The following is a 24,017-nucleotide window of genomic DNA, read 5'->3' on the forward strand; positions in this document are numbered from 1 at the left end:
TAGTTGCCCAGCCGTCCACACGGTCACGAAAAGCGGACGTGTGAGCAACTATTGTGAAAACAGGCCGAGGGACAGCGCCTCGGAGGCAGGGGCCGCAGCGTCCCCGGACGAACCGCTTTCCCGCCAGGCAATCCATCCGCCAGGCTATTCGCCCGCCAGGCAATCCATCCGCCAGGCCATCTGCCCGCCGGACCACCCCTCCCGATGCCTACTTCCCGAAGTAGCTGGCGCAGTTGAGGGGCGTCTCGTACACGTCCACCTGGCTGACGGGCAGGTGGCGTGCCGAGATTCGCTGGTACAGGTACCTGGCGAGGTTCTCGGCCGTAGTGCGGAAGGGCAGCACCAGCAGAGTGAACCCCTCGCCCTGGAGCGCCTCTATGGTCGACCTCCTGAGCGATCCCTCCTCGACAAGGAACATGTGGTCGAGCCTGGCCACCTCCTCGCGAACCGCTTGCTTGAAGGCGCCGAAGTCTACGACCATGCCACGCGTCGTGCCCTCGGCCTGCAGTTCTTCCTGCCGCACGTATGCCACGACGCGCGCCAGCGATGCCCATGCAGGTTCTCGCACTTGCCGTGATAGTCCGTCAGGAAGTGCGCGCCGTCGAAGCTCGCCTCTGTCTTGAGTCCGTACACGCGCTCCCCCTGTCGTCTTCGCCCGTCGCGCCCCCGCACCCCGCGCGAAGCCCCCCGCACCCCGCGACGCCCTGGTGCCCTGACGTCACCACTTGCCTACTCGCTGGCAGGCTCGCTGCCGCCTGCACCGGAAGTGCCGCTGCCGCTGCCACCCCTGCCGCGACTGCGACGGCGCCTGGACCTGCCGCCACCCTCGCCCTGCAGGCCAGCCTCGCCACGGGAGCCACCCTGCCCCTGCGGACGACCGTCGGATCGTTGTGCGCTGGCGTCGCCGGGACCCTGTCCGCCGTGATCTCCCGGACGGCGGCGACGGCGCACGGGGCGCGCACCAGGCTTGGGCCCGGCGGAACCCTGCGGCTCCGCGGTACGCCGGGCGTGGTGCTGCGAAGTCGAATCCGGCTGAGCTGCGGAAGCGCCTCCCGTCACGCCGTGGTGACGGCGACGGCGACGGGAGGCGGGCTCGTCGGCGTTTGGTGCGCCCTGTCCCACGGTGTCAGTGGGGGGCTCGCCCTTCTTGCGACGACGGCGGGTGCGCTTGGAGGCACCCCTCTCGACCACATCGCCCTTGTCCGAGGGGCCATCGGATGCCTGGGTGCCGCTGCCGCCCTGCTTGCGCCCGCGACGGCGCCTCGGCTTGGTCTCCACGAAGATGTCAGACTCGCTGTAGGTCGTGACCCCGGTCTCGATGCCCATCTGGCGGTCGAGCTCGGCGAGGGCCATCTGCACGTCGGGTGACTGGAGTCGTTCCAGGGCGGAACGCGTGACGGTGTCGGGACGGCAGGCGCAGCCCAGCTCCTCGCTCTTCTTGCGGGCCGCCTCGGAGGCCTCCATGTCGACCAGTGGGACGCGCACCTGCTTGCCGTTCTCGAGGCGCAGGCAGATCTGCTCCTTGGGGGTGTCGTATTCGACGATCTTCGCCTTGCCCAGGGGCGTCTCTATCACAGCGTTGCGCTTGGGGGCACGCCCCTTGAAGTCGCGGTAGGCCTCGAACTCGTAGCGCAGGCAGCACATCAGGCGTCCGCAGGCGCCGGAGATCTTGGACGAGTTGAGCGGCAGGTCCTGCTCCTTGGCCATGCGGATCGAGACGGGCTCGAACTGGTGCCCGAAGCGGGCGCAGCACAGCTCCTGTCCGCAGTGCGCATAGCCGCCGACGATGGCCGCCTCCTCGCGGACGCCGATCTGGCGCATGTCGATGCGCTCGTGCAGTTCGCGGGAGAGGTCCCGCACGAGCTGGCGGAAGTCGACGCGCTCCTCGGCCGAGAAGTAGCACACCGCCTTGTTGCCACCGAACAGGTACTCCACGCCCACTGGCTTCATGTCCAGCCCGGCCTCGTGGACCAGGCGCCTGAACGTCGGCAGGGCCTCGTCGCCCTTGTCGGCGAGCCTGGCGGCATGGTTGAGGTCGCCCTCGGTCGCGATGCGGTCGAGGGGCCTCAGCGTGGACTCACCGATGGCCTCATGCAGCCGCTCGTCGCTCACCTCGCGGGCACCCGCAGTCACGAGGCCGATCTCCTGGCCACGCTCGGTCGTGCAGATGACGTGGTCACCCTCCTGGGCGTCCGTCTGGGCGGGATCGAACCACAGGTCACGGGCAGCATACTTGAACTTCACCGGGATGACGGCGGGCATGCGAGTGCCTCCTTGACAGTGAGGAGCATGGCCTCGAAGGCCAGCTGGGGGACAACGTTGTGGGCAAGGTCGTCTGACGCGACGTCAATGGCATCGAGCGCACGGACCACGCCCTCGGTGCACGAGTCGGACGCGATGCGCTCGACCACATCCGCGACGTCCTCGTTCACGATGGGCTCACGAACTCCCTCGCAACGCAGGAGCGCGTCTCTCAGCAGGGAGTCTGCCGCTGCGAGGGCCTCCATCATACCCGAACGCTCCCGGGCGGTGAGTTCGCGCTTGTTGGCGTCCTCGATCCTGCGCAGGGCGGCCGTAGTCAGGTAGTCGGCGCTCTCGCCCAAGGCCGCCTCCTGCTCGCCCCTGAGTTCGCCCAGGGGCGCCTTCACGGCCTCGACGATCCCCTTGGCGGAGCGCAGCACGTCCCAGGCGTCGTCACGCGAGAGCTCGCCTATGGTACGTACCATCAGACGCCGAACCTGCCTCCTCTCGGATGACGCGAGGAACTCGGCCGCCCCCTGGGGCGTCCCCGCCACGGCGAGGGCGACGCGCGCCTCCCAGCCGACGGTGCCTGCGGCAAGCTCGACGGCCCGCTCGGCGGCGCCGGGCGAGACGATGCGGAAGGGCACCTGCTGGCAGCGCGACGCGATGGTGGGCATCACTGCCGCCGCAGAGCGTGCCATCAGGATGAAGTGAACGCCCTCCGGTGGCTCTTCAATGGTTTTGAGCAGGGCGTTTGCTGAAGCTCCCCGCAAAAGCCCCGCATCCTCGAGGACGTAGGCCTTGCCCTGCGCCCGCACGGGCGCACGCGAGACGTCCTCGATGAGTTCCCGCACCTGTGCCACCAGATAGCCACTCGTGCCCTCGGGCCTAAGGAAGCGCACGTCGGGATGGGTGTGATGGCGCACGCGAATGCACTCGTCGCAGCTGCCGTCACCCCCCGAGGGGCATACGACGGCCTGCGCCACTGCCTCAGCGGCCTCCAACATGCCGGAGCCTGGTGCCCCCACGAACAGGTATGCATGGCTCAGCCGTCCCTCGCCCGCCGCCACGGAGAGGAACTCCCTCACACGTGGTTGCTGGGACAGGCAGTCGAACGCCGTGGGTGAGGCTGTGGGCACAAACGCCTCCTGTCGCGCGGACAAGCCGCGCCATCGTGGGCGGACGGTGGGATGGGCACCCCTACTCTAGCAGGCCGATGTGGGCATCTCGTCAGCGCAGGACGTCGGCGAGGACGAGAAGGGCGCGCCTGCCCACCTCGTCCGCGCTGCCCGTTGCGTCGATGACGCGCACGCGGGCGGGTTCCTTCGCCGCAAGATCGAGGTAGCTCGCACGGACCCGTTCCTGGAATCGCAGGCCCGCGCCCTCGAGGCGGTCCCTGCCCCCCTGGGTCGCGCGGGCGAAGGCGACGGTCGGGTCGAGGTCGAACACGAGCGTGACGTCCGGCCTGCGGCCACAGCTGCCCAGCTCGTTGCAGCGCTCGACCAGCGTGCGGTCCAGTCCGCGGCCCCCGTGCTGGTAGGCGTAGGTGGAGTCGAAGTAGCGGTCGCACACGACCACGGCGCCCCGCTCGAGCGCGGGCTCTATCACCTGACGCACCAGCTGGGCGCGGGAGGCCTCGTAGAGCAGCAGCTCGCACTCGTCGGCCATCTCGTCGTTGACGGGGTCCAGCAGCAGCTGGCGTATCTTCTCGCTGACGGCGGTGCCGCCGGGCTCGCGCAGACAGACGACCTCGTGCCCGGATGCCTCGAGATGGTCGGCCAGGAGGGCCGCCTGGGTGGACTTGCCGCAGCCGTCGATGCCCTCCAGGGTCACGAGGCGGCCGCGGCGGGCAGTGCTCTCGGCGGGTGCCTCTCGTACGTCAGGGACGGGGGTGGCGCGCCGCACGCCCCTACCCACGGGAGGCACCCTTGCCACCAGCGGCCTTTGCCCCACCGGCCTTGCGGGTGCCGCGAGCCGACTTCTTCTCCTTGCCGGGGCAGTCCATGTTGACGCAGATGCGCCAGGGGCCACGCTGCGTGATAACCTCGACGAGGGGGGCGCCGCAGTGCTCGCAGACCTTGCCCGTGGCGTGGATCTCGCCGCGCTGGGGCAGAGGGTAGCTGGTGTTGCAGACGTCGTAGTTGGTGCAGCGGATGAAGCGCCTGCCCGTGCGCTCGCTCTTGTGGGCGACGAGGTCGCCGTGATTCCCGGCGGCCTTGCAGACGGCGCACTCGCCCACGACCACGTCGGGCTCGCGGTTGGTGGGGCAGGCCGCATTGATGCAGGTCTCGTATGCACGCTGACGGAACGGCTGCACCTTGACGCGTGGTGCGCCGCACTCGGGACAGACGCCGCCCTCCCCCTCTATGGGAGAGATGCGGCCCTTGGGCACCGGGTAGGTGACGTCGCAGTCCGGCCAGCCCATGCAGCCCACGAAGCTCGAGCGGTTCTTTGCGGAGGTCTTCATGACCAGGTCCTTGCCGCACTTGGGACAGACGCCCACCTTCGCGTCGGCCGTGACGGCGTCGGCGATGGCATCGCCCAGGTCGTCCTTGTGCTCGATGAGGGCGTCCATCATGGAGGCGAGGAGGGACCTCGAATGGGTCACGACCTCGTCCTGGGTGTCGGTGCCCTCGGCCACCTTGGTCATGTCGTCCTCGAGCTGGGCGGTCATGCCCGCGCTCGTGATGTGGGGGGCATACTGCGTCAGCGCGTCGATGACGGCCATGCCCAGCTGCGATGGCTCGACCGGGTCGTTCTTGAGGTACTTGACGTCGTAGAGCCGTTGGATAATGGAGGCGCGCGTGGACTTGGTGCCGAGGTTGCGCTTCTCCATCTCCTGGATCAGGCGACCCTGGCTGTAGCGCGCCGGAGGCTCGGTCTGCTTGGCGTCGAGCGCCATGGAGACGACGTCACAGGAATCCCCCACCTCGAGCGGGGGCAGCTGCTCGTCCTTGCGCAGGCCGTACGGGTAGATCGCGCGGAAGCCAGGCTTCACCAGCACGGTTCCGGACGCACTGAAGGGCTCGCCGCTGACGTCGAAGGCGACCTTGGTGCCCTCGCTCACGGACGCCTGCGAGAGCGTCGCCAGGAAGCGACGTGCGATGAGGTTGTAGAGCTTCCAGGCCGCGCCCTCCAGCTTGCCGGGATCGGCCGCGGCCGTGGGATAGATGGGCGGATGGTCGGTGGTCTCCTGCTTGCCACGCGTCGCGTGGAGCGGGCCCGCGTCCAGGAGCTCCCTGCAGGCGGCGCGGTACTGCGGCACCTGGGACAGCATGCGGACGCATCCCCTGAGGTCAAGCGACTTGGGATAGACCGTGTTGTCGACACGGGGGTACGAGATGAGGCCATCCATGTAGAGGGACTCGGCCAGGCGCATGGTACGTGCCGGGGAGATGCCCTCCGATGCCGCCGCCGTCTGCAGCGACGTGGTGTTGAACGGCGCGGGCGGCCGCGTGGTGCGGGACCTCTTCTCCACGGCCGTGACGGTGGCCGTCCTGGCATCACGCACGTGGGACCAGGCGGCCTGGGCCGCCGCCTGGTCCTTGAAGCGAGCCGTCGTGTGGGTGGCCTTGAACCGGGCGTCCTCGTCCGCGGTGCCCGCAGGCGCAAGCATGCCCGAGAGCACCCAGTAGTCCTCGGGCACGAAGGCCTGGCGCTCGCGCTCCTTCTCGACCACCAGTGCCAGCGTGGGGGTTTGGACGCGACCGGCCGAGCGCACGTTGCCGAAGCCGCCGAAGCGTGCCATGGTGAGATAGCGCGTGAGCACGGCGCCCCAGATGAGGTCTATGTACTGGCGGCTCTCTCCGGCATCGGCGAGGTCCTGGTCGAGGTCGACCAGGTTCGCGAAGGCATGGTCTATCTCGGCCTTGGTGAAGGCGGAGTAGCGTGCACGGCTGACCGGCACGTCAGGGGCGACCTGACGCATCTGGCGCAGGGCGTCCGAGCCGATGAGCTCGCCCTCGCGGTCGAAGTCCGTGCCGATCACGATGGAGTCCGCCTTCTTGGCGAGGTTCTTGAGGGCGCGGATGATGCCCCTCTCGGCAGGGAGCTTCTCTATGGGGGCCCAGACCAGGTACGGGAGGCTGGGTACCTTCCAGCCCTTGATGTCGATGCCGTCCTTGAGGAAGGGCTTGCGCTTGCTCTCGTAGGGCGGGCGGAGGAGGGTGTCGGGGATCTGTGCCGGGAGGACCTCCCCCCCCTCGCTTACCGCGAACCATCCCTCCCGCTTGCTGTAATGGAGCTCGGAGGGGAAGTCCGGTGCCATGATGTGGCCGCGCAGACCGATGGTGACCCACTCCTCGCCCTCGCGCGTGAAGCGATAGACGGGCGTGTCGTAGACCTTGTCGGCCTTGGGCTTGCCAACCGTCGACAGCAGACGCGCAATCTGCTGGGCGGCGTCGTTCTTCTCTGTGACGACGAGCTTCAAGCTGGGACCCCTGATCTCTTGGCGGCTTGCCAACGGGTGCTGGCCGGTGGTGCGGATGCGCTGGCACGGACACGCCGATGGCACGCCTCGCACGGCGCACGACAAGGCCTGATGCACGCCACGACGCCTTTGCCTGCGGCGAACACTTTATACCCTATTGGGTGGACGTGGCGCCACCCGGATGTGGCGGGCATGCGCCGCACGCCTACTGCTTGGAGAGGTCCTCCTCGTACTTCTCCTCCTCGTGGCGCTCGTAGTCCTCGCGCGTCCACTTGAGGGACGCCTTGCCGTCGCGGGCGATGAGGATGTAGCGCGCCACGGCGAGGGCAACCTCGTAGAGCGCGATGAGCGCCGCGAACATGAGGATCATCGTGACGGGCGAGGCGTCCGGCGTGACGACGCCCGAGAGGATCATGAGCCCCACGTAGACGTAGCGCCACTGTTCGCGGAAGACCTTGTACGGGACGATGTGGAGGATCGAGAGGTAGAAGATCACGAGCGGCAGCTGGAACGCGACGCCGAAGCCGATCTCGAGCAGCATCATGATGTTGAGGTAGTCCTCCGCGTCGGCGATGACCGCGGCGAACTCCGTCGACTGGTCGATCATCCAGCCCACGGCCGCGTTCTGGATCACGAGGTAGCAGAAGAGCATGCCGAGGAGGAACAGGATGACCATGGCGGCGACCGTGGGCACCACCCAGCGACGCTCCCTCTCGGTCAGGGCGGGCAGGAAGAAGCCCATGATCTCCCAGATGACGATGGGTGCCGCAATGATGAGGCCGAAGAACAGGGCCACCTTGAAGCGGATGGTGAAGCCTCCCAGGACCGTGAGGACCGTGAGCGAGCTGCCCTCGGGGAGGGCGCTGCGGATGGGGTCGATCATGATGTCGATCAAGGTCGGCGTGGCAGCGTAGACCACGATGGCGGTGACCAGGACCGAGACGACGACGATGGTGAGGCGTCTCCTGAGCTCACCGAGGTGATCCATCAGGGGCATGCGTGCGGGTCCGATGGGCATCTCTACTCCTCCCCCATGGCGCTGGCGTCGGCGGTGGGGTCTGCGGCCTCACCGGGACTCGGGTCCGCAGGGGCCTCCACGGCCTCCCCGCGGACCGGCCGCATGGCGTAGAGGGCGGCGGCGCTGATGTCGGGCCTGGCCTCCTTGGCGATCCCGGGGGACGAGGGCCCGGTGGCCGCAGCGGGAACACGGCCGTCGCCGCCTGTGCCGACGGGGGCGTCCGTGCTGGCAGGAGCGTCCGAACCAGCGGGGTCGGCAACCGCCTCGGCATCCGGCCCGGCACCCGTCGCGCCCCCGCCGACCGCAGAGGCACCAGAGGCCTTGGCAGACCCCTCGCCCTTGCGTGCCTCGCGCTCCTTGCGCTCCCTCTCGAGACGCGAGCGACGCTCCGCGAAGGTCTCGGTCGTGCGCTCGCGGTGCGCCCCGTCGCCGTCCAGATCGCTGTCCTCGTCGAACGCCGCGCTCTTCTCTGCAGCGCGCCTCCTTGCGTCCCCGGAGAGCGGCTCGCTCATGGCCTTGTTGAGCGGGTCCATGACCTCGCTCTGCACGACCTCGGTAAAGCCCTCCTGTGCCTCGCGGAACTGCCTGAGGGCACGACCTATCGTACGGCCCATGCCGGGAAGCTTGTCCGGGCCGAAGAGCATGAAGCCGAAGACCAGGATGATGACGAACTCTGTCTCACCGATGCCAAACACGCGGTTGCACCTCCTGCTGTGCGTGTGATGTACGAGGGGGGCTAGTCCCCTATCCCAAGCTCGCCGCTCACGCCAAGCATGTCGAGGACGCGGGCAACGTTGCGCTGGGGGTTGAGGACGGCGAGGTCCGCACCCGCCTCGTCGGCGCGATGGGCGGCGCCCACGAGAACGCCGATGCCCGTGGAGTCGATGTAGGGGACCCCCGCAAGGTCGACGCGCACGGTCGATGCGCCCGTCGCAAGCGCTGTGTCAAGCTCGCTGCGCAGCTCGGCGGCATTGGAGACGTCGACCTCGCCCGTGACCGTCACAAGACGCTCTGATGCGGGCCCGGTGGTGGTGATGGAGAGTGCCATGGTCTTGTTCCTGTTCCTAGAGGGTGGTACCGGATGCGTTGGCCAACGCGTCGGACAGGCCGGCGGCCGTGCCGTCGGCCGCAGGGCCAGCGCTTGTGGACGAGGTCGAGGACGCGGAGTTCTGCGCCACGTTGAGGGCTGCCAGGCGTGTCTCGGCGAAGGACTTGGCGCCGTACTCGTCGTCGGGGTCGGTCTCTGTCGCCTTGCCGTAGGCGCTCCTCGCGGCATCGGCGTCACGCGAGGACTCGTACAGAAGGCCCAGGTTGGCCCAAGCGGGACCGTAGTCTGCGGCACTCCCCTGCGTGAGCTCCTCGAGCGCCGTCTTGGCGGCATCGGCGTCACCCGAGTAGTACTGGCAGAGCGCGCGGTCGACCCGCACGGCGTTGGAGTCGTTGAGGGCGAGGTAGCGGTCGAAGTAGCCGATGGCCCTGGCATAGAGGTCGTTTGCGTGGCTCTTGTCGGCATCGGTGGCCGACGAGCGGGACACGGAGTATGCCCAGCTCATGCAGCTGTCGCCCAGGTTCAGAAGCGTCGCCAGGTTGTCGGGGTCCCCCTCGAGCCTGGACTCGAGCGAGGCGATGGCGGCGGAGTACTTGGCGTCGGCCGCCTCTACGCCAGACTTCGTCTCGCTTGACGAGGAGGCGGCATCCGACGAGGCGGGAGACCCCTCTGAAGTCGAGTCGTCAGTGCCATCCGTGGACTGCTCCTGGACGGACGAAGACGACTTGTTGGCGAAGATGGATGCGAGCGAGGGCAGCATCATGGAGAGGGCCATGATGACCGCGAACGCGACGACCACGATCTCCATGGTGCGCCTCTTGCGAGCTCTCCGGGCCTCGGCGGGCGCCGGCTTGGGCTTGGAGGGACCCTTGGGGGAGGCTCCCTTGCCGGCACGCCCCTTGGCAGCGGGGCCGCCGCCGTCCATGGGGGCGACCCGCGCGCGGGCGAGACGCTTGTTCTGCCTTGACGAGCTCGAGCCGTTCTGTGCCATTGCGTGCAGACCTTTCGTGGAGTCGCGCCGCGAGGGCGCGGGAGGCGCGTCGGTGCCGACGGATGTCGGGGCGCATGGTTGCCCATTCTACCGAAACAGCCCCACACCCGCCGTGCCCCACCAAAACCGTCACACGGCCGGCCAGGGAGGGAGAGCGTGGCCGCAAGCCCTGGGCTCAGGTCCTTCCCAGACGACTAGCGGCGGGAGGCGCGCTCGAGGCGGGCGGAGACGAGCTTCACCGCGACCACGAAGACGTCCAGTGCCCGCCCGAGGTCCTCGAGCGAAGGGTAGGTGGGGGCGATACGGATGTTGGTGTCGCGCGGATCGTGCCCATAGGGCCAGGTGGCGCCTGCAGGCGTAAGCTTGACGCCCAGTTCGGCCATGAGCGAGACGACCTTGCGGGCCGACCCCTCGGGCCCGTCGAACGAGACGAAGTAACCGCCGTGGGGATGGCTCCAGCTCGCGATGCCAAGCGCCCCCAGACCCTCCGTGAGCTTGCTCTCGACGAGCGCGAAGCGAGGCGCCACGATTGCGGCGTGCTTGGCCATGTGGGCCTTCACGCCATCCAGGTCCCTGAGGAAGCGCACGTGGGCAAGCTGGGAGAACTTCTCGGAGCTGACGCGTTCGACCGCAAAGGCCTGGCGGATGGCAGCCATGTCTGACGGGCTGGCCGTCACGAAGGCGATGCCCGAGCTGGGGAAGGTCACCTTTGCGGTGGATCCGAACTCGTAGACGAGGTCGGACGCGCCCGCCTCGGCAAGGGCCTCGAATATGTCGAGGAGCCGATCGTCACCTTCGGCGAAGGAGTGGACCGCGTAGGCGTTGTCCCAGTAGATGCGGAAGTCCGGAGCGGCAGGCCTCAGGGACGCGAAGCGGCGGACGACGGCGTCCGAGTAGGTGATGCCCGTGGGGTTGGCGTACTTGGGGACGCACCAGATGCCCTTGACGGCAGGATCGCTCTCGACCAGGCGCTGGACCACCTCCATGTCGGGACCGTCGTTCTTCATGGGAACGGGCACGTTCTTGATGCCAAGGTGGGCCGTCACGGCAAAGTGCCGGTCGTAACCTGGTGCGGGGCACAGCCACTTGACCTCCCCCTGTCGGCAGAAGGGCTTGTTTCCCGCCACGCCGTTCGTGAAGGCGTGGGTTACGAGGTCGTGCATGAGGTTGAGGCTCGACGACCCGGCGACCACGACGTTGGCGGCGTCGACGCCAAGGATCCTTGCGGCAAGGGCACGCGCGGAGGGCAGCCCCTCGGGGGTGCCGTAGTTGTCGACGATCGCATCGCCGTCCGTGAGGTCGGATGAGGAGCAGATGAGGTCGAGCATCGGCCGCGAGAGCGCGGTCTGCTCCGCAGAGGGCTTACCGCGGGCCATGTCAAGCGAGAGATGCTGCTCGCGCAGGCCGTCAGCCTCGCGCTCCAGCGTTGCGATGAGGGCGTCGAGCTCGTCGGTGGGCAGGCCCTGGTATACGTTGGGCATAGTTTCTCCTCCCGGGGAGTCGCTGTCAGGCCGAGCCAGGCTAGGCAGCTTCGAGTATATCGCCACGGCGGCATCCACCCCTCCCCAGAAACCAGGTGGCAGGGCGCGGGCGACGGCGACGCGGCTGCAAGGTATGATATGTCCCATGGATAGCCACAAGGACACCCACGGACCCGCCAACCAGCCCTCGGAGGAGTACGGCTACCTGCAGCGCCTGGTGGACGAACTCTTCTGCGACGACCCCCAGGGCACCATCACCAAGCTGGACGCCCTCATGCGCGTCGAGATGGACGACCCCGGCGAGGACCTGCGCGAGGTCATCGACCTCCTGCCGGGCGGCGGCAGCTACACCCGGCAGCGCCTCTGCGACCAGATGAACTCCATCGTCACGGCGCACGGCTGGGCCTGTGCCTACGGAACCGTCGAACAGGGAGGGCGGCCCCTCTCGTCCGCCTCCGCCCGCCCGTCCCTTGCTTGGCCGGCGCCTAGTCCCCCTCGCCTGGCGCAGGGGCGTCACCCCGCGCGGGGCGACCCGCAGCGTTGCCACCCGACGCGCCGTGCGAGGTGAGGGCGTCATGGACGCGGACGAACAGGATGCCCAGCACCCCCGCCGCAAACGACCCCAAAAGGATGGCGCACTTGGCGGCCACGACCTCGAAGGGGTTGGGAAACGCCAGGCCGGCGATCAGGATTGACATCGTGAAGCCCATGCCGCCCATGATGCCCACGGCAACGACCTGATCCCAGCTGACATGTCGGGGCAGGCGAGCAAAGCCGACCCGCACGAGCAGCAGTGTGACCAGGATGATGCCCAGGGGCTTTCCCACCACGGCCCCCAGGAAGACGCCCTGGGTCACGCGGTCGGCGGCCAGGGCGGCAAAGTCCGCCCCCATCAGACGGACCTGCGCGTTCACGAACGCGAACAGCGGCAGGATGACGAAGTTGACCCAGGACGATATGAGGCGCTCCACGCGCTGGAGCGGCGGTGTCACATGATGTAGGATGTGTTCGACGCGCTCGGCGGAGGCCGTGAAGTCATGCTGGCCCAGGACGTGGGCCTCGTCGTCGTAGTCATCGTCGAGCGAGCGGGCCTGTGAGCTGAGCCAATCCCGAAGGTGCGAGAGACGCACATCCGAGCGAGCGGGCAGGAAGAAGGCCAGGATGACACCCGCGAGCGTGGCATGGATGCCCGAGTTGTACATGCAAACCCACAGCACGAGACCGGCGAATAGGTAGGGCTTGGACGAGAAGACGTGGGCACGGGCGAGAAGGGCGAGCACCACGACGAGCAGAAGCGATGCGGCGCACCAGGCGACGTCGGGGCTCTGCCCATAGAAGAGGGCGAGCACCACGATCGCCAGGATGTCATCTGCGATGGCAAGCGTCTGGAAGAACACCTTGGTCTCGGACGCGACGCGGTTGCCCAGGAGCGACATGACGCCCAGGGCGAAGGCGATGTCGGTGGCGATGGGGATGGCCCAGCCGTGGACGTTGCCCGCGGGGAGGTTGAGGGCCAGGTAGATGAAGGCCGGAACGCATACGCCGCCGACGGCCGCGAGCATGGGCAGGGCCGCCTGGCGGGGGCGACGGAGCTGGCCGACGGTCATCTCGTACTTGAGCTCGATGCCCACCAGCAGGAAGAATATCGCCATCAGGAAGTCGTTCACGAACGACTCGACCGACATCGAGGCCGCCAGGGGGCCGACCGTGACGCCCAGCGGCGTCTCGATGGCCTCGTGCACCACCTCGTACGCCGGCGAGTTTGCCACGATCACGGCGAGGAGGGCCGCGGCGACCATGACCGCGGCGGCGATCGTCCCATTCGACGTGACCTTCTGCAGCGCCGAGCGATGCGCGATGCGACGGGTCACGGCGGGCTCCCGAATGATGGTGACCCTGCGGTTCGGTCTGCCGCCCGTACCGGCTGCGCCCTCGGGTGCGCCACCGATATCGCCTGTGGCCACCGTGACCGTATGTGCCATGTGCTTCTTGTCGTCCGTCATATCGTGCCTTCTCCTGGGTTGCCTGTCCCAAGAGCATATGGCGAACGGAAGTCCCTCCCCCCACACCGCCTGCCGAAAACAGGGCGATTACAAGAGCCCTCCGCAAGGCGGGGCTACCGGTCGCTGGCGACGAGGATGGGGGCGACGATTTGCTTCTTGCGCGACATGACGCCCGGCATCCACGCGCCCTCGGGCGCGTCGCTGATGCCGAGCGCCCTCTCGGGCAGCGACACGCTTCCGCAGAGCAGCACCTGGCTCCCCTCCCGCACGACGTCGGTCACCACGAGGACCAGGGTCTCGCAGTCGTTCTCGCGGCGGTAGTCGTCCATGGCGATGCGCAGGGCACGGACGTCCTCGAGAACGACGTCCTTGTTTATGGTCTCGTGCTTGCAGATGACGACGCGCCGCCCCTCGATCTCGAAGGCCTTTACGTCACCGGCGACCACCTCGCGCGGCGAGGGGTGGGCGTCGGCACGCTCGAGGAAGATGCCCATGCCAAACTCCATAGGGTCAACGCCGAGCTCCCGCGAGATGTCCGCCACTATCCTCCGGTCATGGTCGGTCGTGGTGGGGCTCTTCAGCATGATCGTATCGGTCATGATTGCCGAGAGCATGAGGCAGAGCTGTGCCGAAGTGGGCTCGATGCCAAGCGTGCCGAACAGGTGGTAGATAATCGAGCAGGTGGAGCCCCAGGGTAGCGCGACAAAGTATGTGGGAGCCGGAGTGGAGAAGCCAGCGATGCGGTGATGGTCCACGACGCCGACGATGTCGGCGCCACGCAGGCCGCGTACCGACTGGATCTCCTCGTTATGATCGACCAGGATGACCTTCTGGCGCTCCCCCGTCACGGATGCGCCTGGCACCTCGTCGAGGAGAGCCGGTTCGGGGATGTCCCACGCGTCGAGGATGGAGGCACTCTCGCTGGGGATGTCGCCCAGGCGATACGGCAGGTAGAGGTTGCCGTCCCCACGGGCATTCAGAAGCTGAGACAGGACGACGGCGGAGAGGATCGCGTCGTTGTCCGGATGAGTGTGACCAAAGACGTAGACCGTGCTCAAGGAGACTCCTCGTGACGGGGGCAGGACATGGCACGAAGGCCGACGCGCCCCATCTTGACACAGGGCCCACGTTCCCCTCGCATGCAAACGGTGGACGATCAGCCTAGGCGGCGCGACTGGAGCTCGAGCACATGGTCTACATAGACCTTGCTGGCCAGCAACCTGATGCCCGTGGTGAGCAGCCTGCTGACACCATCGTCCACCTCGACCCCCTGGACGTCGTAGACCCTCATGGGCACGGGGTCCCCCCGACCTTCCGGGCCATCCGAGAACTCCCGTGCGATGGCGACCTCGAAGGCGGACACCAGGTCGTTGTATGCGCGAAGCAGGTCGACCTGGGCGTTGTCGACGACAGACAGGAGGTCGGCGACCTGGGCGATGGAGAGGGAGCGTTTGAGGGAACAGACGAAGAGCAGGTACGCGACGTGGCGCGGGGAGTAACGCTTGCGCTCCGGGGCCGGAACGAGCCCCTGCTTCACGTAGTTGTTGACCATGGAGCCGGTCAGGAGCTTCTCCCCCTCAAGCGGAATGAACGACAGCTCGTCGGCAACCAGCGCAAGCACCTGGTCGAGATAGAGGTCGATGCGGGGGAGCTCCTCGAAGCGCGATATGTGGACCCTGGACATGCTCAGGGAGAGCTCCTGATAGGCAGCCGCGAAGTCAAAGGGGGCATCCTTCTCTGCCACATCCTTGCCGACGTCCCTCCTGGCACCCATGCCCACACCCCCCGGCAGCCATCACATCCGTTCGCGTCCAACTTTGTTGTTACTGTAGTCCATATCACCTAGTATTCAAAACTAGATTAATCTAGGGACGGGGTAACGCAAGTACGGTCGAGGGGGCGGCTGCGCCCAAACAGCCACCTGCCAAACGGAGGAGCCATGAACAGCCAGCGCATCGCCATCATCACCGACTCGGGAACCGACACCGCAGAATGCCTCATCCGCGAGCACGACGTGCGCGTGGTGCCACTGCGCATCATCTACTCGGACGGCACCACCTACCAGAGCGGCGTCGACATCACGCCGTCCGAGGTCGTCGCCCGCTTCGCGCAGGAGATACCGACCACGTCCCTGCCCTCGCCCGAGCAGATTCGCGCCACCTTGGAGCAGGCGCGCGCCGACGGCTACGAGAGGGCCGTGATAATCACCATCTCGAGCGGGCTCTCGGCCACCAACCAGACCGCGCAGCTCGTCGCCGCGCAGATGGAGGGCTTCCCCACCATCGTGGTCGACACAAAGTCCATAGGCATGGTCGGCGGCATGGTCGTGGCGCGCGCGGTCGAGATGGTCGAGGCAGGCGTCCCGTTTGAGGAGCTCGCCGGACGGCTGGAGCGCAGCTCCCGCGACTCGGACATCTACTTTGGCGTGAAGTCGCTCGAATACCTGTACAAAGGCGGTCGCATCGGCGGACACATCTACCGCATCGGCAGCGTCCTCAACATCAAGCCCATCCTGACCTGCAATGACGAGGGGCGCTACGTCATGGCACGCAAGGCGCGTGGCTGGGACCGCGCGCTCGATGCCATGGTCGGGCTGGCGGTGAGGTCGGCAGGCCGCTTCGAGCGGGTCCGCCTGTCCGTCTGCTGCTCGGACGCCACAAACGTGCACATGCGGCAGCTGGCGGACCGCCTGCACGCGGAGGTTCCCTCGACGATCGTCAGCATGCTCGAGAGCGACATCTCGGCGGACCTCCTGGTCCACACCGGCCCCGACCTGGTGGGCATCGGCATCCAGCGAGCCGAGTAGCCCCTGCGGGGCCAAGGGCGGGCGGGGAGCCTCGAGGACCGGCCGAAGCCATCGGGACCGAGGCAGCAGGGCTGCGGGATCGTGGACCGCAGGATCGCTACCCCCTGGCGGGGTAGCTCATGTGGGCCTCGTCCATGCGCCGGAGCGTGGATTCGAGGTAGCGCCTGGCGTGCCATCTCGCCATTCCCAGGTTCTGGTCCAGGTAGTTGCCGCACTCGTCAGGCTTGGCGCCCGGGACCTCCCCCTCGAAGTCGCGGATGAACTCGAACATGCGCGTGACGAGGCCGATCACGTCATGCGAGCCATACTCTCCAAAAAGCAGCAGGTAGTTGCCTGTGCGACAACCCATCGGCCCAAAGTAGACCACACGGCTCGCCCACTCGGGGTCGTTGCGCAGGAACGTGGCGCCCAGGTGCTCGATGGTATGGAGCTCGGCGGTGTTCATGACCGGCTCGCGGTTGGGCGCGCACATGCGCAGGTCGAAGGTGGTTACGGCCGCTCCCGTCGCGGGGTCCTTGTCCACACGACTTACGTAGACGCCGGGTTCGAGCCTGAGGTGGTCGATCGTGAAGCTCGCTATCTTCTCCATTGCGTGTCCTTCCGACGCTGCGACGCACACGCCGCCGCTGATGATCCCCCAGATTGTAGCGTCTGTCCGATACGTCGCCCCACCGGATGAAGTCGGTCCTACAATCGAACTCGTTGACCTACGTTCAAGGAGTGGAGGCGACATGGCCCAACCCGAAGGTGACGTGGCGCATTCAGGAGGCATGGCTCAGTCCGAAGGTCCGACCCGTCGCGCCGGCGTCACGGACGCGGGCGCAGTCGAGCTGGCGGATGGCGACGGCGCGGTCGTGATCATCGACCAGACGCTTCTGCCCAACAGGCTGGAGCACGTTGCGTTGACCACGCCACGGCAGATGTACGACGCCATCTACCACCTTAAGGTGCGCGGTGCCCCGGCGATCGGCGTCTGCGCGGGCTACTGCTACTATGTGCTCGCCCGTCAGGAGGCCGAGAGGGGTGCGGGGCCGTCCTCGTTCGCGAATGCCATGGCGGCCCATCGCGACTACCTCGGCTCCTCTCGCCCGACGGCAGTCAACCTCTCGTGGGCGCTCAACCGCATGCACGCCACGGTCCAGGCGCATCCCCAGCTGGCGCCAAGCGAGGTCGTAGTTCTTCTCCGACAGGAATGCGTGGCGATCCACCGGGAGCAGCTGGCGATGAGCGAGGCCATCAGTGCGTACGGCGCAAGCCTCCTGAAGGATGGCGACGGCGTGCTGACCCACTGCAACGCCGGCCCGCTGGCGTGCTTGGGCTATGGCACCGGTCAGGGGCCGCTGTTCTTTGCCCATGACCACGGCAAGCGGCTGCGCGTGTTTGCCGACGAGACGCGCCCGCTGCTGCAGGGCGCCCGCCTGACCAGCTACGAGCTGTCGCACGCAGGCATCGACGTGACGTTGATCTGCGATGACATGGCCTCGATCGTGATGAGGAACGGCTGGGTGCAGGCGTGCATGGTGGGCTGCGACCGCGTTGCCATGAACGGCGACGTGGCCAACAAGATCGGGACCTCGGGCGTGGCCATCCTGGCCAAGCACTACGGCATCCCGTTCTACGTGCTGGGGCCCACCTCGACCATCGACCGCCGGTGTCCCACAGGTGACGACATCAAGATCGAGGAACGCGACCCCGAAGAAATCAAGACGATGTTTTACCTTGAGCCCAAGGCGTTGCCACAGGTCAAGTGCTACAACCCGGCCTTTGACGTAACCGACCACGACTTGATCGCCGCCATCGTAACCGAGCGGGGCGTCTGTCGCCCACCGTACGCGCAAAGCCTGGCCGCGCTGTTCAAGTGAGACCGCACCCTCGGCGTGCCCGCACCATTCAGGCGGACAGCCCCATCAAAGAGGAGGAGAGAGGGATCATGTCGCAGTTCGAGACCGTATCCGCCTGCATCCGTTGCGACAAGGAGGACATCGCCAAGGTGGTCCTGATGCCGGGTGACCCGCTGCGCGCCAAGTTCATCGCAGAGAATTTCCTTGAGGGGCCCACCCTCTTCAACGATGTGCGCAACATGCTGGGCTACACCGGCAGCTACAAGGGCAAGCGTGTGAGCGTCATGGGCAGCGGCATGGGCATCCCCAGCATGTGCCTGTACGCACACGAGCTGTACACCCAGCTGGGCGTGGACGCCATCATCCGCGTGGGGTCCACGGGTGGCCTGGCCGACGGCGTCCATGCGCGCGACGTGGTGATCGCCATGAGCGCAGCCACCAACAGCAGCATCGCGGAGCTCTACGACTCGCCCGTCAAGCTGGCCCCCACGGCGGACTTCGAGATGCTGCGCGGCGCCGTGACCTCGGCAGAGGAGCTGGGCGTTGGCTACAAGGTAGGCCAGGTGGTGAGTTCCGACGTGTTCTATAACCCCCGTCCCGACGCCGCCCGACGCTACCGCGACCTGGGACTGCTGTGTGTGGAGATGGAGACCGCCGGCCTCTACATCGAGGCACAAGCCTCACGCAAGAAGGCCATCAGCATCCTGACCGTGTCCGACACCTTCTTCACGGGAGAGTCGCTCTCCGCCGAGGAGCGCGAGCAGTCCTTCACCGACATGATGAGGGTCTCGCTCGAGACCGCGTGGAGGACGATCTAGCACGGCCTGCCAGACGCGGTGAGCAATGCACCCAGCGAGCCTAGGGTCCCCACAGGACCCAAAGGCACCATGGGGCCTAAGAGGCCTAACGCTCCGCTTGGCTCCGACCAGCGTCCGACTTCAGATAACCGCTTACAGCCCGACGACCACGCGCCCTACGATGTGTGCGCAGCGCTCCCGCGCCCCAACTGCCGTGGGGCTCCCGCGCCCCGCGCCGCGGCAAAAGGCCGGATGGAGCTACGCATGGGGTCCTGCAGCTTGTCTCACGCTGTTGTTGTATGCCGTGGCGCCTGGCGGACACCCCCAGTCCCGACCCATTCCGAAGGCCGGAGTAGCCACGAATGGCGGCGTCTCTTGTGTCGATGTCGACCCTACCAGCGCACGGCCTGGGCGGCAAAGGCGATAGGGAGCACGCCCGGCAGCCAGGCCGTGAAGGTTTCGGGTCGTTTGCGCACGTCGCGCGCGACGTGGGCGGCGTCCACCCAGCGGGCGTCCATCGCCTCGGTGGGGTCGAGTGAGAGCGGACCCGCATAGTCGCCCACGAAAATGTGATCGTACTCGTACTCGACGATGCCGTTGTCGAAGGTGGCGCGGTAGCAGTAGTGGCCCGCCTCGCGGCACGTGACGCCCGAGATGCCCAACTCCTCGTACAGACGGCGAGCGACAGCCTCGTCCAGCCCTTCCCCTACGCGAGGATGTGAGCAGCAGGAGTTCGTCCACAGGCCGCCCGAGTGGTACTTGCAGAGCGACCTCTGCGTCATAAGCACCTTGTTACCATCAAAGAGGAAGACAGAGAAGGCCCGGTGGAGCAAGCCCTTCTGATGGCAGGGGAGCTTCTCGCAGAAGCCAAGCTCGCGATCGGCGAGGTCGACCAGAACCAGCCGACCGGAGGAGTCATCGACCATCGAAGACCGCCTCCCCCGCGGCATGATGCGCCGCTTCCCCTGGAGCGGACGCCTCGTCGGAACCCTTGTTGGAAGCAGGCTCCTGACCAGTCCCGTCGAGGCCCAGTTCCTCGAGAAGCCCATCCACGGCCGCGTCGATGCTGTGCCCCAGCCTTTCGAGCTCCTCCGGCGTGGCATCGTCGACATGGATGCCGCACGAGACGCATGCGGGTTGCCCCGTTACGATTGCGAGCCGACGCGCCACGGTCTTCGCGGCCTCGGCGTCCTTGTGCCCCGGCACCGTCATGGTCCACAGATCCGCCCGCGAGAGTTGCCTTCCGTGCAACTTGGGACCAGGGGCGGCCAGGGCGCAACCTCCCACGTGCGGCAGCGTGCCGCCATACAGGAAGCACGAGATGCCCTGGCCATCGGTGCTCGTTGCCTCCAGGGTCACGGCGAAGCGACCCTCTCCAGCGACCACGAGTCTGTGATGCATGCCCTTCCTCCCTCACCTTCTCAATGACCCTGCGGAGGGCATCGGACAAGGAGCGCCTGTGTGCCCCGCGACGAAGGGGGGTGCGCCAGAAATCCCCCTCCCTACAGGTGGGCCACCATGTACTCGACGATCTTCGCGCAGTGCTCGGCGGCAGCAGCCTCGAAGGTCGGATACTCCATCTGGGACGAGCCGTCCGCCTTGTCGCTGATGGCGCGCACGACCACGAACGGCACATGGTTCATCCAGGCCGCCTGGGCGATGGAGGCGCCCTCCATCTCGGCGCAGCTTGCACCAAAGGTGTCGCGGATTCTCCTCTTCTCGCCCTGCGAGCGCACGAACTGGTCGCCCGAGGCCACGCGCCCTTCGACGCAGGCGATCTCCGGCGCCACGGCCGCAACGGCGTCCACGGCCGCCTTGCGCAACCGCTCGTCAGCCGGGAAGTATGTGGTTCCCAGCCCGGGGACCTCGCCCGGGGCGTAGCCCAGGTTCGTCACGTCCACGTCGTGGTGCACGGCGTCGGCCGAGACGAGCACGTCACCGATGTCCAGCCGGTTGTCGAGCGAGCCGGCCACACCCGTGTTGACCACGGCCTCCACTCCAAAGAGGTCGACGAGGACCTGCACGCAGACCGCTGCGTCGACCTTGCCCACGCCGCACTTCACGATGACCGCCGGCGTACCGCCGATGGCTCCCTCGCAGAAGGTCGACCCCGCGACGACCGAGACGCTGAGGTCCTCGAGGCGGTCCTTGAGGCGGGCGACCTCGACGTCCATGGCGCCGATGATTCCGATCTTCATACTTCTGATCTCCTGTCCGATCCTGTCAGTCCAAGAGATTATAGGAAAGGCTCCCCATCCTCCCCAAGTTGTCATGGACTCCCTGCATGAAATCCTGCATGAGTTGGCTGGGCTGGACGTCGCCCGCCCACACGAAGCCCACCGTTGTGAAGAGCTGCTCCTTGAAGGGTACGGTTACGAGAACGGCCGAGAGGTAGCTCTCGACCATCCGCTTTGGCGAGACGGTGATTCCCAGCCCGTTCTGCACGGCCCTCAGCAGGACGCGATGGCGTGATGCATGGAGCGGGGCGTTGGGGCAGAAGCCCACCTTTGCGCATTCGGTCACGAAGCGCTGCGTGATGTCCGACTTGCTCTCCAAGAGGATGAAGCGCTCGTTGCGCAGCGCGCCCAGGGGAATGCTCCTCTTCCTCGCAAGGGGATGGTCTGTCGTGCAGACCACGACAAGTTCGTCAGCAATCAGAGACTTGATGCTCCAGCGTCCTCTGTCAAGCAGATCGGTACGAATGAGCGCCAGATCGAGCTGACAGCTCTCCAGCCTCTTGAAGAGGTCCCTTTGGCTACGTACGATGAACTCGATCTGGACGGTGGGATGGTCTGCCCAGTACTGGCCGAGCGCGTCCTCGACCCCATAGTCCTCGGAGAGGGGAAGCGAGCCGAAGCGCAGCGTCTTCACCGCATTCTCCGAATAGTCGCTCAGACGGTTCTTGGCCTCTTGGTAGTCGAGCACGGTCTTACGCGCATAGGCGTAGAAGTCCCAGCCGGCCTGGGTGAGTTCCACGCCACTGCGTGTCTTGGAGAAGAGGGTGACGCCCAGCTCGTCCTCGAGCTTCGACATCTGCTTGGAGAGGGCGGACTGCGATATGAAGAGCTCGTTGGCGGCGTCAATCATCCTGCCCGTGGATGCCACAACGAGGAAGGCCCTCATCTGGTCAAAATCCATGGGTCCCCCTCCCTACTCCCCATGTGCCTCGGGACCTTCCCAACCGTGGAACTCGCTCGGCTCTATTCCCAGCTGCCGCATGACCTTGCCCACCACATGGGTGAGCTCGTCGTCGATGGCCATCGGTCCGTTGTAGAAGGTGAGCATCGGTGGGACGATTGTACAGCCCAGTTCGCTTGCAGAAAGCATGTTGCGCAGGTGCACTCGCCCCAAGGGCATCTCGCGTGGGACGAGCACGACACGCCGTCCTTCCTTGAGGCACACGTCGGCCGCACGGGAGATGAGGTTGTCGGCATAGCCGTTCGCGACGGCCGAGAGCGTCTTCATCGAGCACGGGCAGATGACCATGCCGTGGGTGACGAAGGAGCCGCTCGAAATCGTGGCGGCCAAGTCATGGTCATCGTGGACGACGCTCGCGAGCTTCGTGAGGGACTCTAACGGCAGGTCGGTCTCTAGCTCCCACATCCTTCTTGTCCCGTCGCTCACCACGAGGTGCGTCTCGACGTCCTCGTGCCGGCTGAGCTCACGCATGAGAGACAACGCGAGCATCGAGCCAGAGGCCCCGCTCACGCCCACGATCAGCCTCTTTTTGGTCATCTGTCCTCACCTCCCTCTCGAACGACCACCCACGCGACCGGACGCAACGCCTTGCGATCTGCCACGTCCGGTACGCAGGGGCGAAATCTCCTACAGAAGACCAAGCAGCATGAGCCAGGGAACCATCACACCCACGCAGACTACGAAGACCACGGCGATGAGCGGCACGCCCAGACGGAGCGTCTCCCTCTGCGTATACATGCCGGTGTCGGGACTTGCTCCCACTAGGGTGTTGAGATGCTGGAACGGGAACATGTAGTGCGCGGCGACGGCCGTGTAGCAGATCAGCGTCCAAGCGATCGCGGCACCCTGGGTGACGTCCCCGCCCACGGTGAAGGTGAGGATGGCCGGCACGGCCACTCCCATCACGGCAATGACGGAACCCAATAGCATGTGGATGATGATGGAGAGGGCGGCAACCATGAGCGCCAACACAAAAACGTTGCTCGGGACCGCACTCGGAAAGATGGTGTCGGCAATCCAGGAGTTCATGCCGGTGAGACCGCCAACCTTGCCGATGGCCATGGCTGCCGTCAGGAAGATGAGCACATGCACGGGTACGGCAGACCAATCCTTTGCACTCACCACGTCGCCTATGGCTGGGAACGACATTAGCATGCCGACGATGAAGGTGACCCAGGCGATGTCGACATGGTGAAGTGAGTCGGTCATCCACAGAGCGATGGCGATGACCAGCCAGACGGCGGTCTTCTTCTCAAGCTTGGTCATGGGACCGGCCTGCTCTATCCTCTCCCTGATTTGGTCCTTGTTGACCGTATAGGTCTTGGTAGGCTTGAAGAGGACCAGGAAGAGCAGCATCGTGATGACAGTCATGATGATCGAGGGTAGCCCCATGTAGACGAACCAATCGAGGAAGGTCGCCCCGCCGAAGTACGAGGCGGCGAGCGGATTGATCACGGCGTCGCCCGTGATGAAGATCAACGAGGCCGGGACCGAGGCAGCAAAGACGGAGAAGCCAATCTTGACGGCATCCTCATGCACGATGTGCGAACTCTCGATCACGATGCTCATGACCGCCATGATCAAAAAGGCACGTGGCCAGGGATGCGGGATGAGCAGAGAAAGGATCGCGGTGAGCACGAACGAGCCGATGATGATGCTGCGGAAGTCGGTGACGAAGCGCAGCATGTAGTTGTACGCGATGCGTTCCCCAAGCCCCGAGGTCTTGACGGCGTTGGCGATGAGATAGGCGCCAATGACCAGCCACATCGTGCCGCCTGTCCAGGAATAGAAGACGCTTGCGGGCGCCTCGACACCCATGACCACGAGAAGTGCCAGGTAGAGGCCTGCGGTATAGCCGTTTTGCGCAACTCCTGTGGCCCAGAGGACCACCGTCATGAGCGAAAGCGCCAGACATGACTTCGCAGTCGGGACGCCAAAGAGATCCACGACGGTATAGTCCTGCCCCCTCACCAGCCCTGATCCCAAGGAAGCCACGTCGCCTATCTGCACGGTCTGCCCCACCACGCCAAGACCCGGGATGGGCAGGAGGTACAGAAGGAGAAATACGATGATGCCCGCAACCAGACCGATTTGGCGCTTGCCAAATCCCCTTTTGACCGCTTGCTCTGTCACGGCGTCTCTCCTTTATCAATTATTGTATTTT

The 24,017-nt window shown here is 66.3% G+C and carries 25 protein-coding genes; 4 read left to right on the forward strand and 21 right to left on the reverse strand.

Features of this window, described 5'->3' with window-relative positions; genetic code table 11:
- Positions 1-208: 208 nt before the first annotated feature.
- The 11 genes from OLSU_RS07215 to OLSU_RS07260 all read right to left on the reverse strand — a co-directional run bounded on the left by OLSU_RS07215 (position 209) and on the right by OLSU_RS07260 (position 11,208).
- A complete protein-coding gene (locus tag OLSU_RS07215; RefSeq protein WP_244851749.1) occupies positions 209-532 on the reverse strand; it encodes a 6-pyruvoyl trahydropterin synthase family protein in 324 nt (107 codons plus the stop codon).
- A complete protein-coding gene (locus OLSU_RS09930; RefSeq protein ID WP_407635714.1) occupies positions 472-693 on the reverse strand; it encodes a 6-pyruvoyl trahydropterin synthase family protein in 222 nt (73 codons plus the stop codon). Before OLSU_RS09930 ends, OLSU_RS07215 begins: the two co-directional genes overlap by 61 nt.
- Positions 694-729: 36 nt before the next feature.
- The gene (locus OLSU_RS07220; RefSeq protein ID WP_013252298.1) at positions 730-2,262 is read right to left on the reverse strand and encodes a PSP1 domain-containing protein; all 1,533 of its coding nucleotides are present in this window, start codon (positions 2,260-2,262) and stop codon (positions 730-732) included.
- Complete coding sequence (locus tag OLSU_RS07225; protein ID WP_013252299.1) at positions 2,241-3,380, reverse strand: DNA polymerase III subunit; 1,140 nt, start codon at positions 3,378-3,380, stop codon at positions 2,241-2,243. Before OLSU_RS07225 ends, OLSU_RS07220 begins: the two co-directional genes overlap by 22 nt.
- A 91-nt stretch (positions 3,381-3,471) precedes the next feature.
- Positions 3,472-4,167: a dTMP kinase gene (gene tmk / locus OLSU_RS09705; protein ID WP_013252300.1), complete on the reverse strand. Its 696-nt coding sequence runs from the start codon at positions 4,165-4,167 to the stop codon at positions 3,472-3,474.
- Complete coding sequence (locus OLSU_RS09710; RefSeq protein ID WP_013252301.1) at positions 4,151-6,670, reverse strand: DNA topoisomerase I; 2,520 nt, start codon at positions 6,668-6,670, stop codon at positions 4,151-4,153. The genes tmk and OLSU_RS09710 overlap by 17 nt, the downstream gene beginning before the upstream one ends.
- Before the next feature lie 205 nt (positions 6,671-6,875).
- The gene (tatC, locus tag OLSU_RS07240; RefSeq protein ID WP_013252302.1) at positions 6,876-7,688 is read right to left on the reverse strand and encodes a twin-arginine translocase subunit TatC; all 813 of its coding nucleotides are present in this window, start codon (positions 7,686-7,688) and stop codon (positions 6,876-6,878) included.
- 2 nt (positions 7,689-7,690) lie between these two features.
- Positions 7,691-8,383 carry a Sec-independent protein translocase subunit TatA/TatB gene (locus OLSU_RS09540; RefSeq protein WP_013252303.1) on the reverse strand — a complete coding sequence of 231 codons (693 nt, stop codon included), beginning with the start codon at positions 8,381-8,383 and terminating at the stop codon, positions 7,691-7,693.
- 41 nt (positions 8,384-8,424) lie between these two features.
- The gene (locus OLSU_RS07250) at positions 8,425-8,736 is read right to left on the reverse strand and encodes an STAS domain-containing protein (protein WP_013252304.1); all 312 of its coding nucleotides are present in this window, start codon (positions 8,734-8,736) and stop codon (positions 8,425-8,427) included.
- A gap of 16 nt (positions 8,737-8,752) precedes the next feature.
- On the reverse strand, positions 8,753-9,727 hold the full coding sequence (locus tag OLSU_RS09165) for a tetratricopeptide repeat protein (RefSeq protein ID WP_013252305.1): 975 nt from the start codon (positions 9,725-9,727) through the stop codon (positions 8,753-8,755).
- A 194-nt stretch (positions 9,728-9,921) separates the two neighbouring features.
- Positions 9,922-11,208, reverse strand: coding sequence for a PLP-dependent aminotransferase family protein (locus OLSU_RS07260; RefSeq protein WP_013252306.1), 1,287 nt, complete (start codon positions 11,206-11,208; stop codon positions 9,922-9,924).
- A 145-nt stretch (positions 11,209-11,353) separates the two neighbouring features.
- Between OLSU_RS07260 and OLSU_RS07265 the strand changes: the two genes are divergently transcribed.
- Complete coding sequence (locus OLSU_RS07265) at positions 11,354-11,776, forward strand: hypothetical protein (protein WP_041548990.1); 423 nt, start codon at positions 11,354-11,356, stop codon at positions 11,774-11,776.
- Here the strand turns inward: OLSU_RS07265 and nhaA are convergent.
- From nhaA to OLSU_RS07280, 3 genes are all read right to left on the reverse strand, one after another.
- On the reverse strand, positions 11,694-13,211 hold the full coding sequence (gene nhaA, locus OLSU_RS07270; RefSeq protein ID WP_013252307.1) for a Na+/H+ antiporter NhaA: 1,518 nt from the start codon (positions 13,209-13,211) through the stop codon (positions 11,694-11,696). The two genes, OLSU_RS07265 and nhaA, sit on opposite strands and share 83 nt — an antisense overlap.
- A gap of 113 nt (positions 13,212-13,324) precedes the next feature.
- A complete protein-coding gene (locus tag OLSU_RS07275; RefSeq protein WP_013252308.1) occupies positions 13,325-14,269 on the reverse strand; it encodes a DHH family phosphoesterase in 945 nt (314 codons plus the stop codon).
- 98 nt (positions 14,270-14,367) lie between these two features.
- Positions 14,368-14,985, reverse strand: coding sequence for a DUF1836 domain-containing protein (locus OLSU_RS07280; RefSeq protein WP_013252309.1), 618 nt, complete (start codon positions 14,983-14,985; stop codon positions 14,368-14,370).
- Between the two features lie 165 nt (positions 14,986-15,150).
- Between OLSU_RS07280 and OLSU_RS07285 the strand changes: the two genes are divergently transcribed.
- Entirely contained in the window at positions 15,151-16,017 is an 867-nt protein-coding gene (locus OLSU_RS07285) for a DegV family protein (protein ID WP_013252310.1), read from the forward strand.
- 97 nt (positions 16,018-16,114) lie between these two features.
- On the opposite strand, the gene OLSU_RS07290 is transcribed toward OLSU_RS07285, so the two are convergent.
- Positions 16,115-16,606: an S-ribosylhomocysteine lyase gene (locus tag OLSU_RS07290; protein ID WP_013252311.1), complete on the reverse strand. Its 492-nt coding sequence runs from the start codon at positions 16,604-16,606 to the stop codon at positions 16,115-16,117.
- 142 nt (positions 16,607-16,748) lie between these two features.
- Between OLSU_RS07290 and mtnA the strand changes: the two genes are divergently transcribed.
- Both mtnA and deoD read left to right on the forward strand, forming a co-directional pair.
- Entirely contained in the window at positions 16,749-17,879 is a 1,131-nt protein-coding gene (mtnA, locus tag OLSU_RS07295) for an S-methyl-5-thioribose-1-phosphate isomerase (RefSeq protein WP_013252312.1), read from the forward strand.
- Positions 17,880-17,947: 68 nt separating this feature from the next.
- Entirely contained in the window at positions 17,948-18,676 is a 729-nt protein-coding gene (gene deoD, locus OLSU_RS07300; protein WP_013252313.1) for a purine-nucleoside phosphorylase, read from the forward strand.
- A 371-nt stretch (positions 18,677-19,047) separates the two neighbouring features.
- Here deoD and idi read toward each other — a convergent pair whose 3' ends face one another.
- The 6 genes from idi to OLSU_RS07330 form a co-directional block, all read right to left on the reverse strand.
- On the reverse strand, positions 19,048-19,581 hold the full coding sequence (gene idi, locus OLSU_RS07305) for an isopentenyl-diphosphate Delta-isomerase (protein WP_013252314.1): 534 nt from the start codon (positions 19,579-19,581) through the stop codon (positions 19,048-19,050).
- Positions 19,571-20,056, reverse strand: coding sequence for a proteasome assembly chaperone 4 family protein (locus OLSU_RS07310; RefSeq protein ID WP_013252315.1), 486 nt, complete (start codon positions 20,054-20,056; stop codon positions 19,571-19,573). Before OLSU_RS07310 ends, idi begins: the two co-directional genes overlap by 11 nt.
- A gap of 101 nt (positions 20,057-20,157) precedes the next feature.
- A complete protein-coding gene (locus OLSU_RS07315; RefSeq protein ID WP_013252316.1) occupies positions 20,158-20,853 on the reverse strand; it encodes a 5'-methylthioadenosine/adenosylhomocysteine nucleosidase in 696 nt (231 codons plus the stop codon).
- A 25-nt stretch (positions 20,854-20,878) separates the two neighbouring features.
- On the reverse strand, positions 20,879-21,793 hold the full coding sequence (locus OLSU_RS07320; protein ID WP_013252317.1) for a LysR family transcriptional regulator: 915 nt from the start codon (positions 21,791-21,793) through the stop codon (positions 20,879-20,881).
- Between the two features lie 12 nt (positions 21,794-21,805).
- Complete coding sequence (locus OLSU_RS07325; protein ID WP_013252318.1) at positions 21,806-22,390, reverse strand: UbiX family flavin prenyltransferase; 585 nt, start codon at positions 22,388-22,390, stop codon at positions 21,806-21,808.
- 90 nt (positions 22,391-22,480) lie between these two features.
- Positions 22,481-23,986, reverse strand: coding sequence for an SLC13 family permease (locus OLSU_RS07330; RefSeq protein WP_013252319.1), 1,506 nt, complete (start codon positions 23,984-23,986; stop codon positions 22,481-22,483).
- Positions 23,987-24,017 lie beyond the last annotated feature (31 nt).

It is taken from the genome of Olsenella uli DSM 7084, from assembly GCF_000143845.1.
Lineage (GTDB): Bacteria > Actinomycetota > Coriobacteriia > Coriobacteriales > Atopobiaceae > Olsenella > Olsenella uli.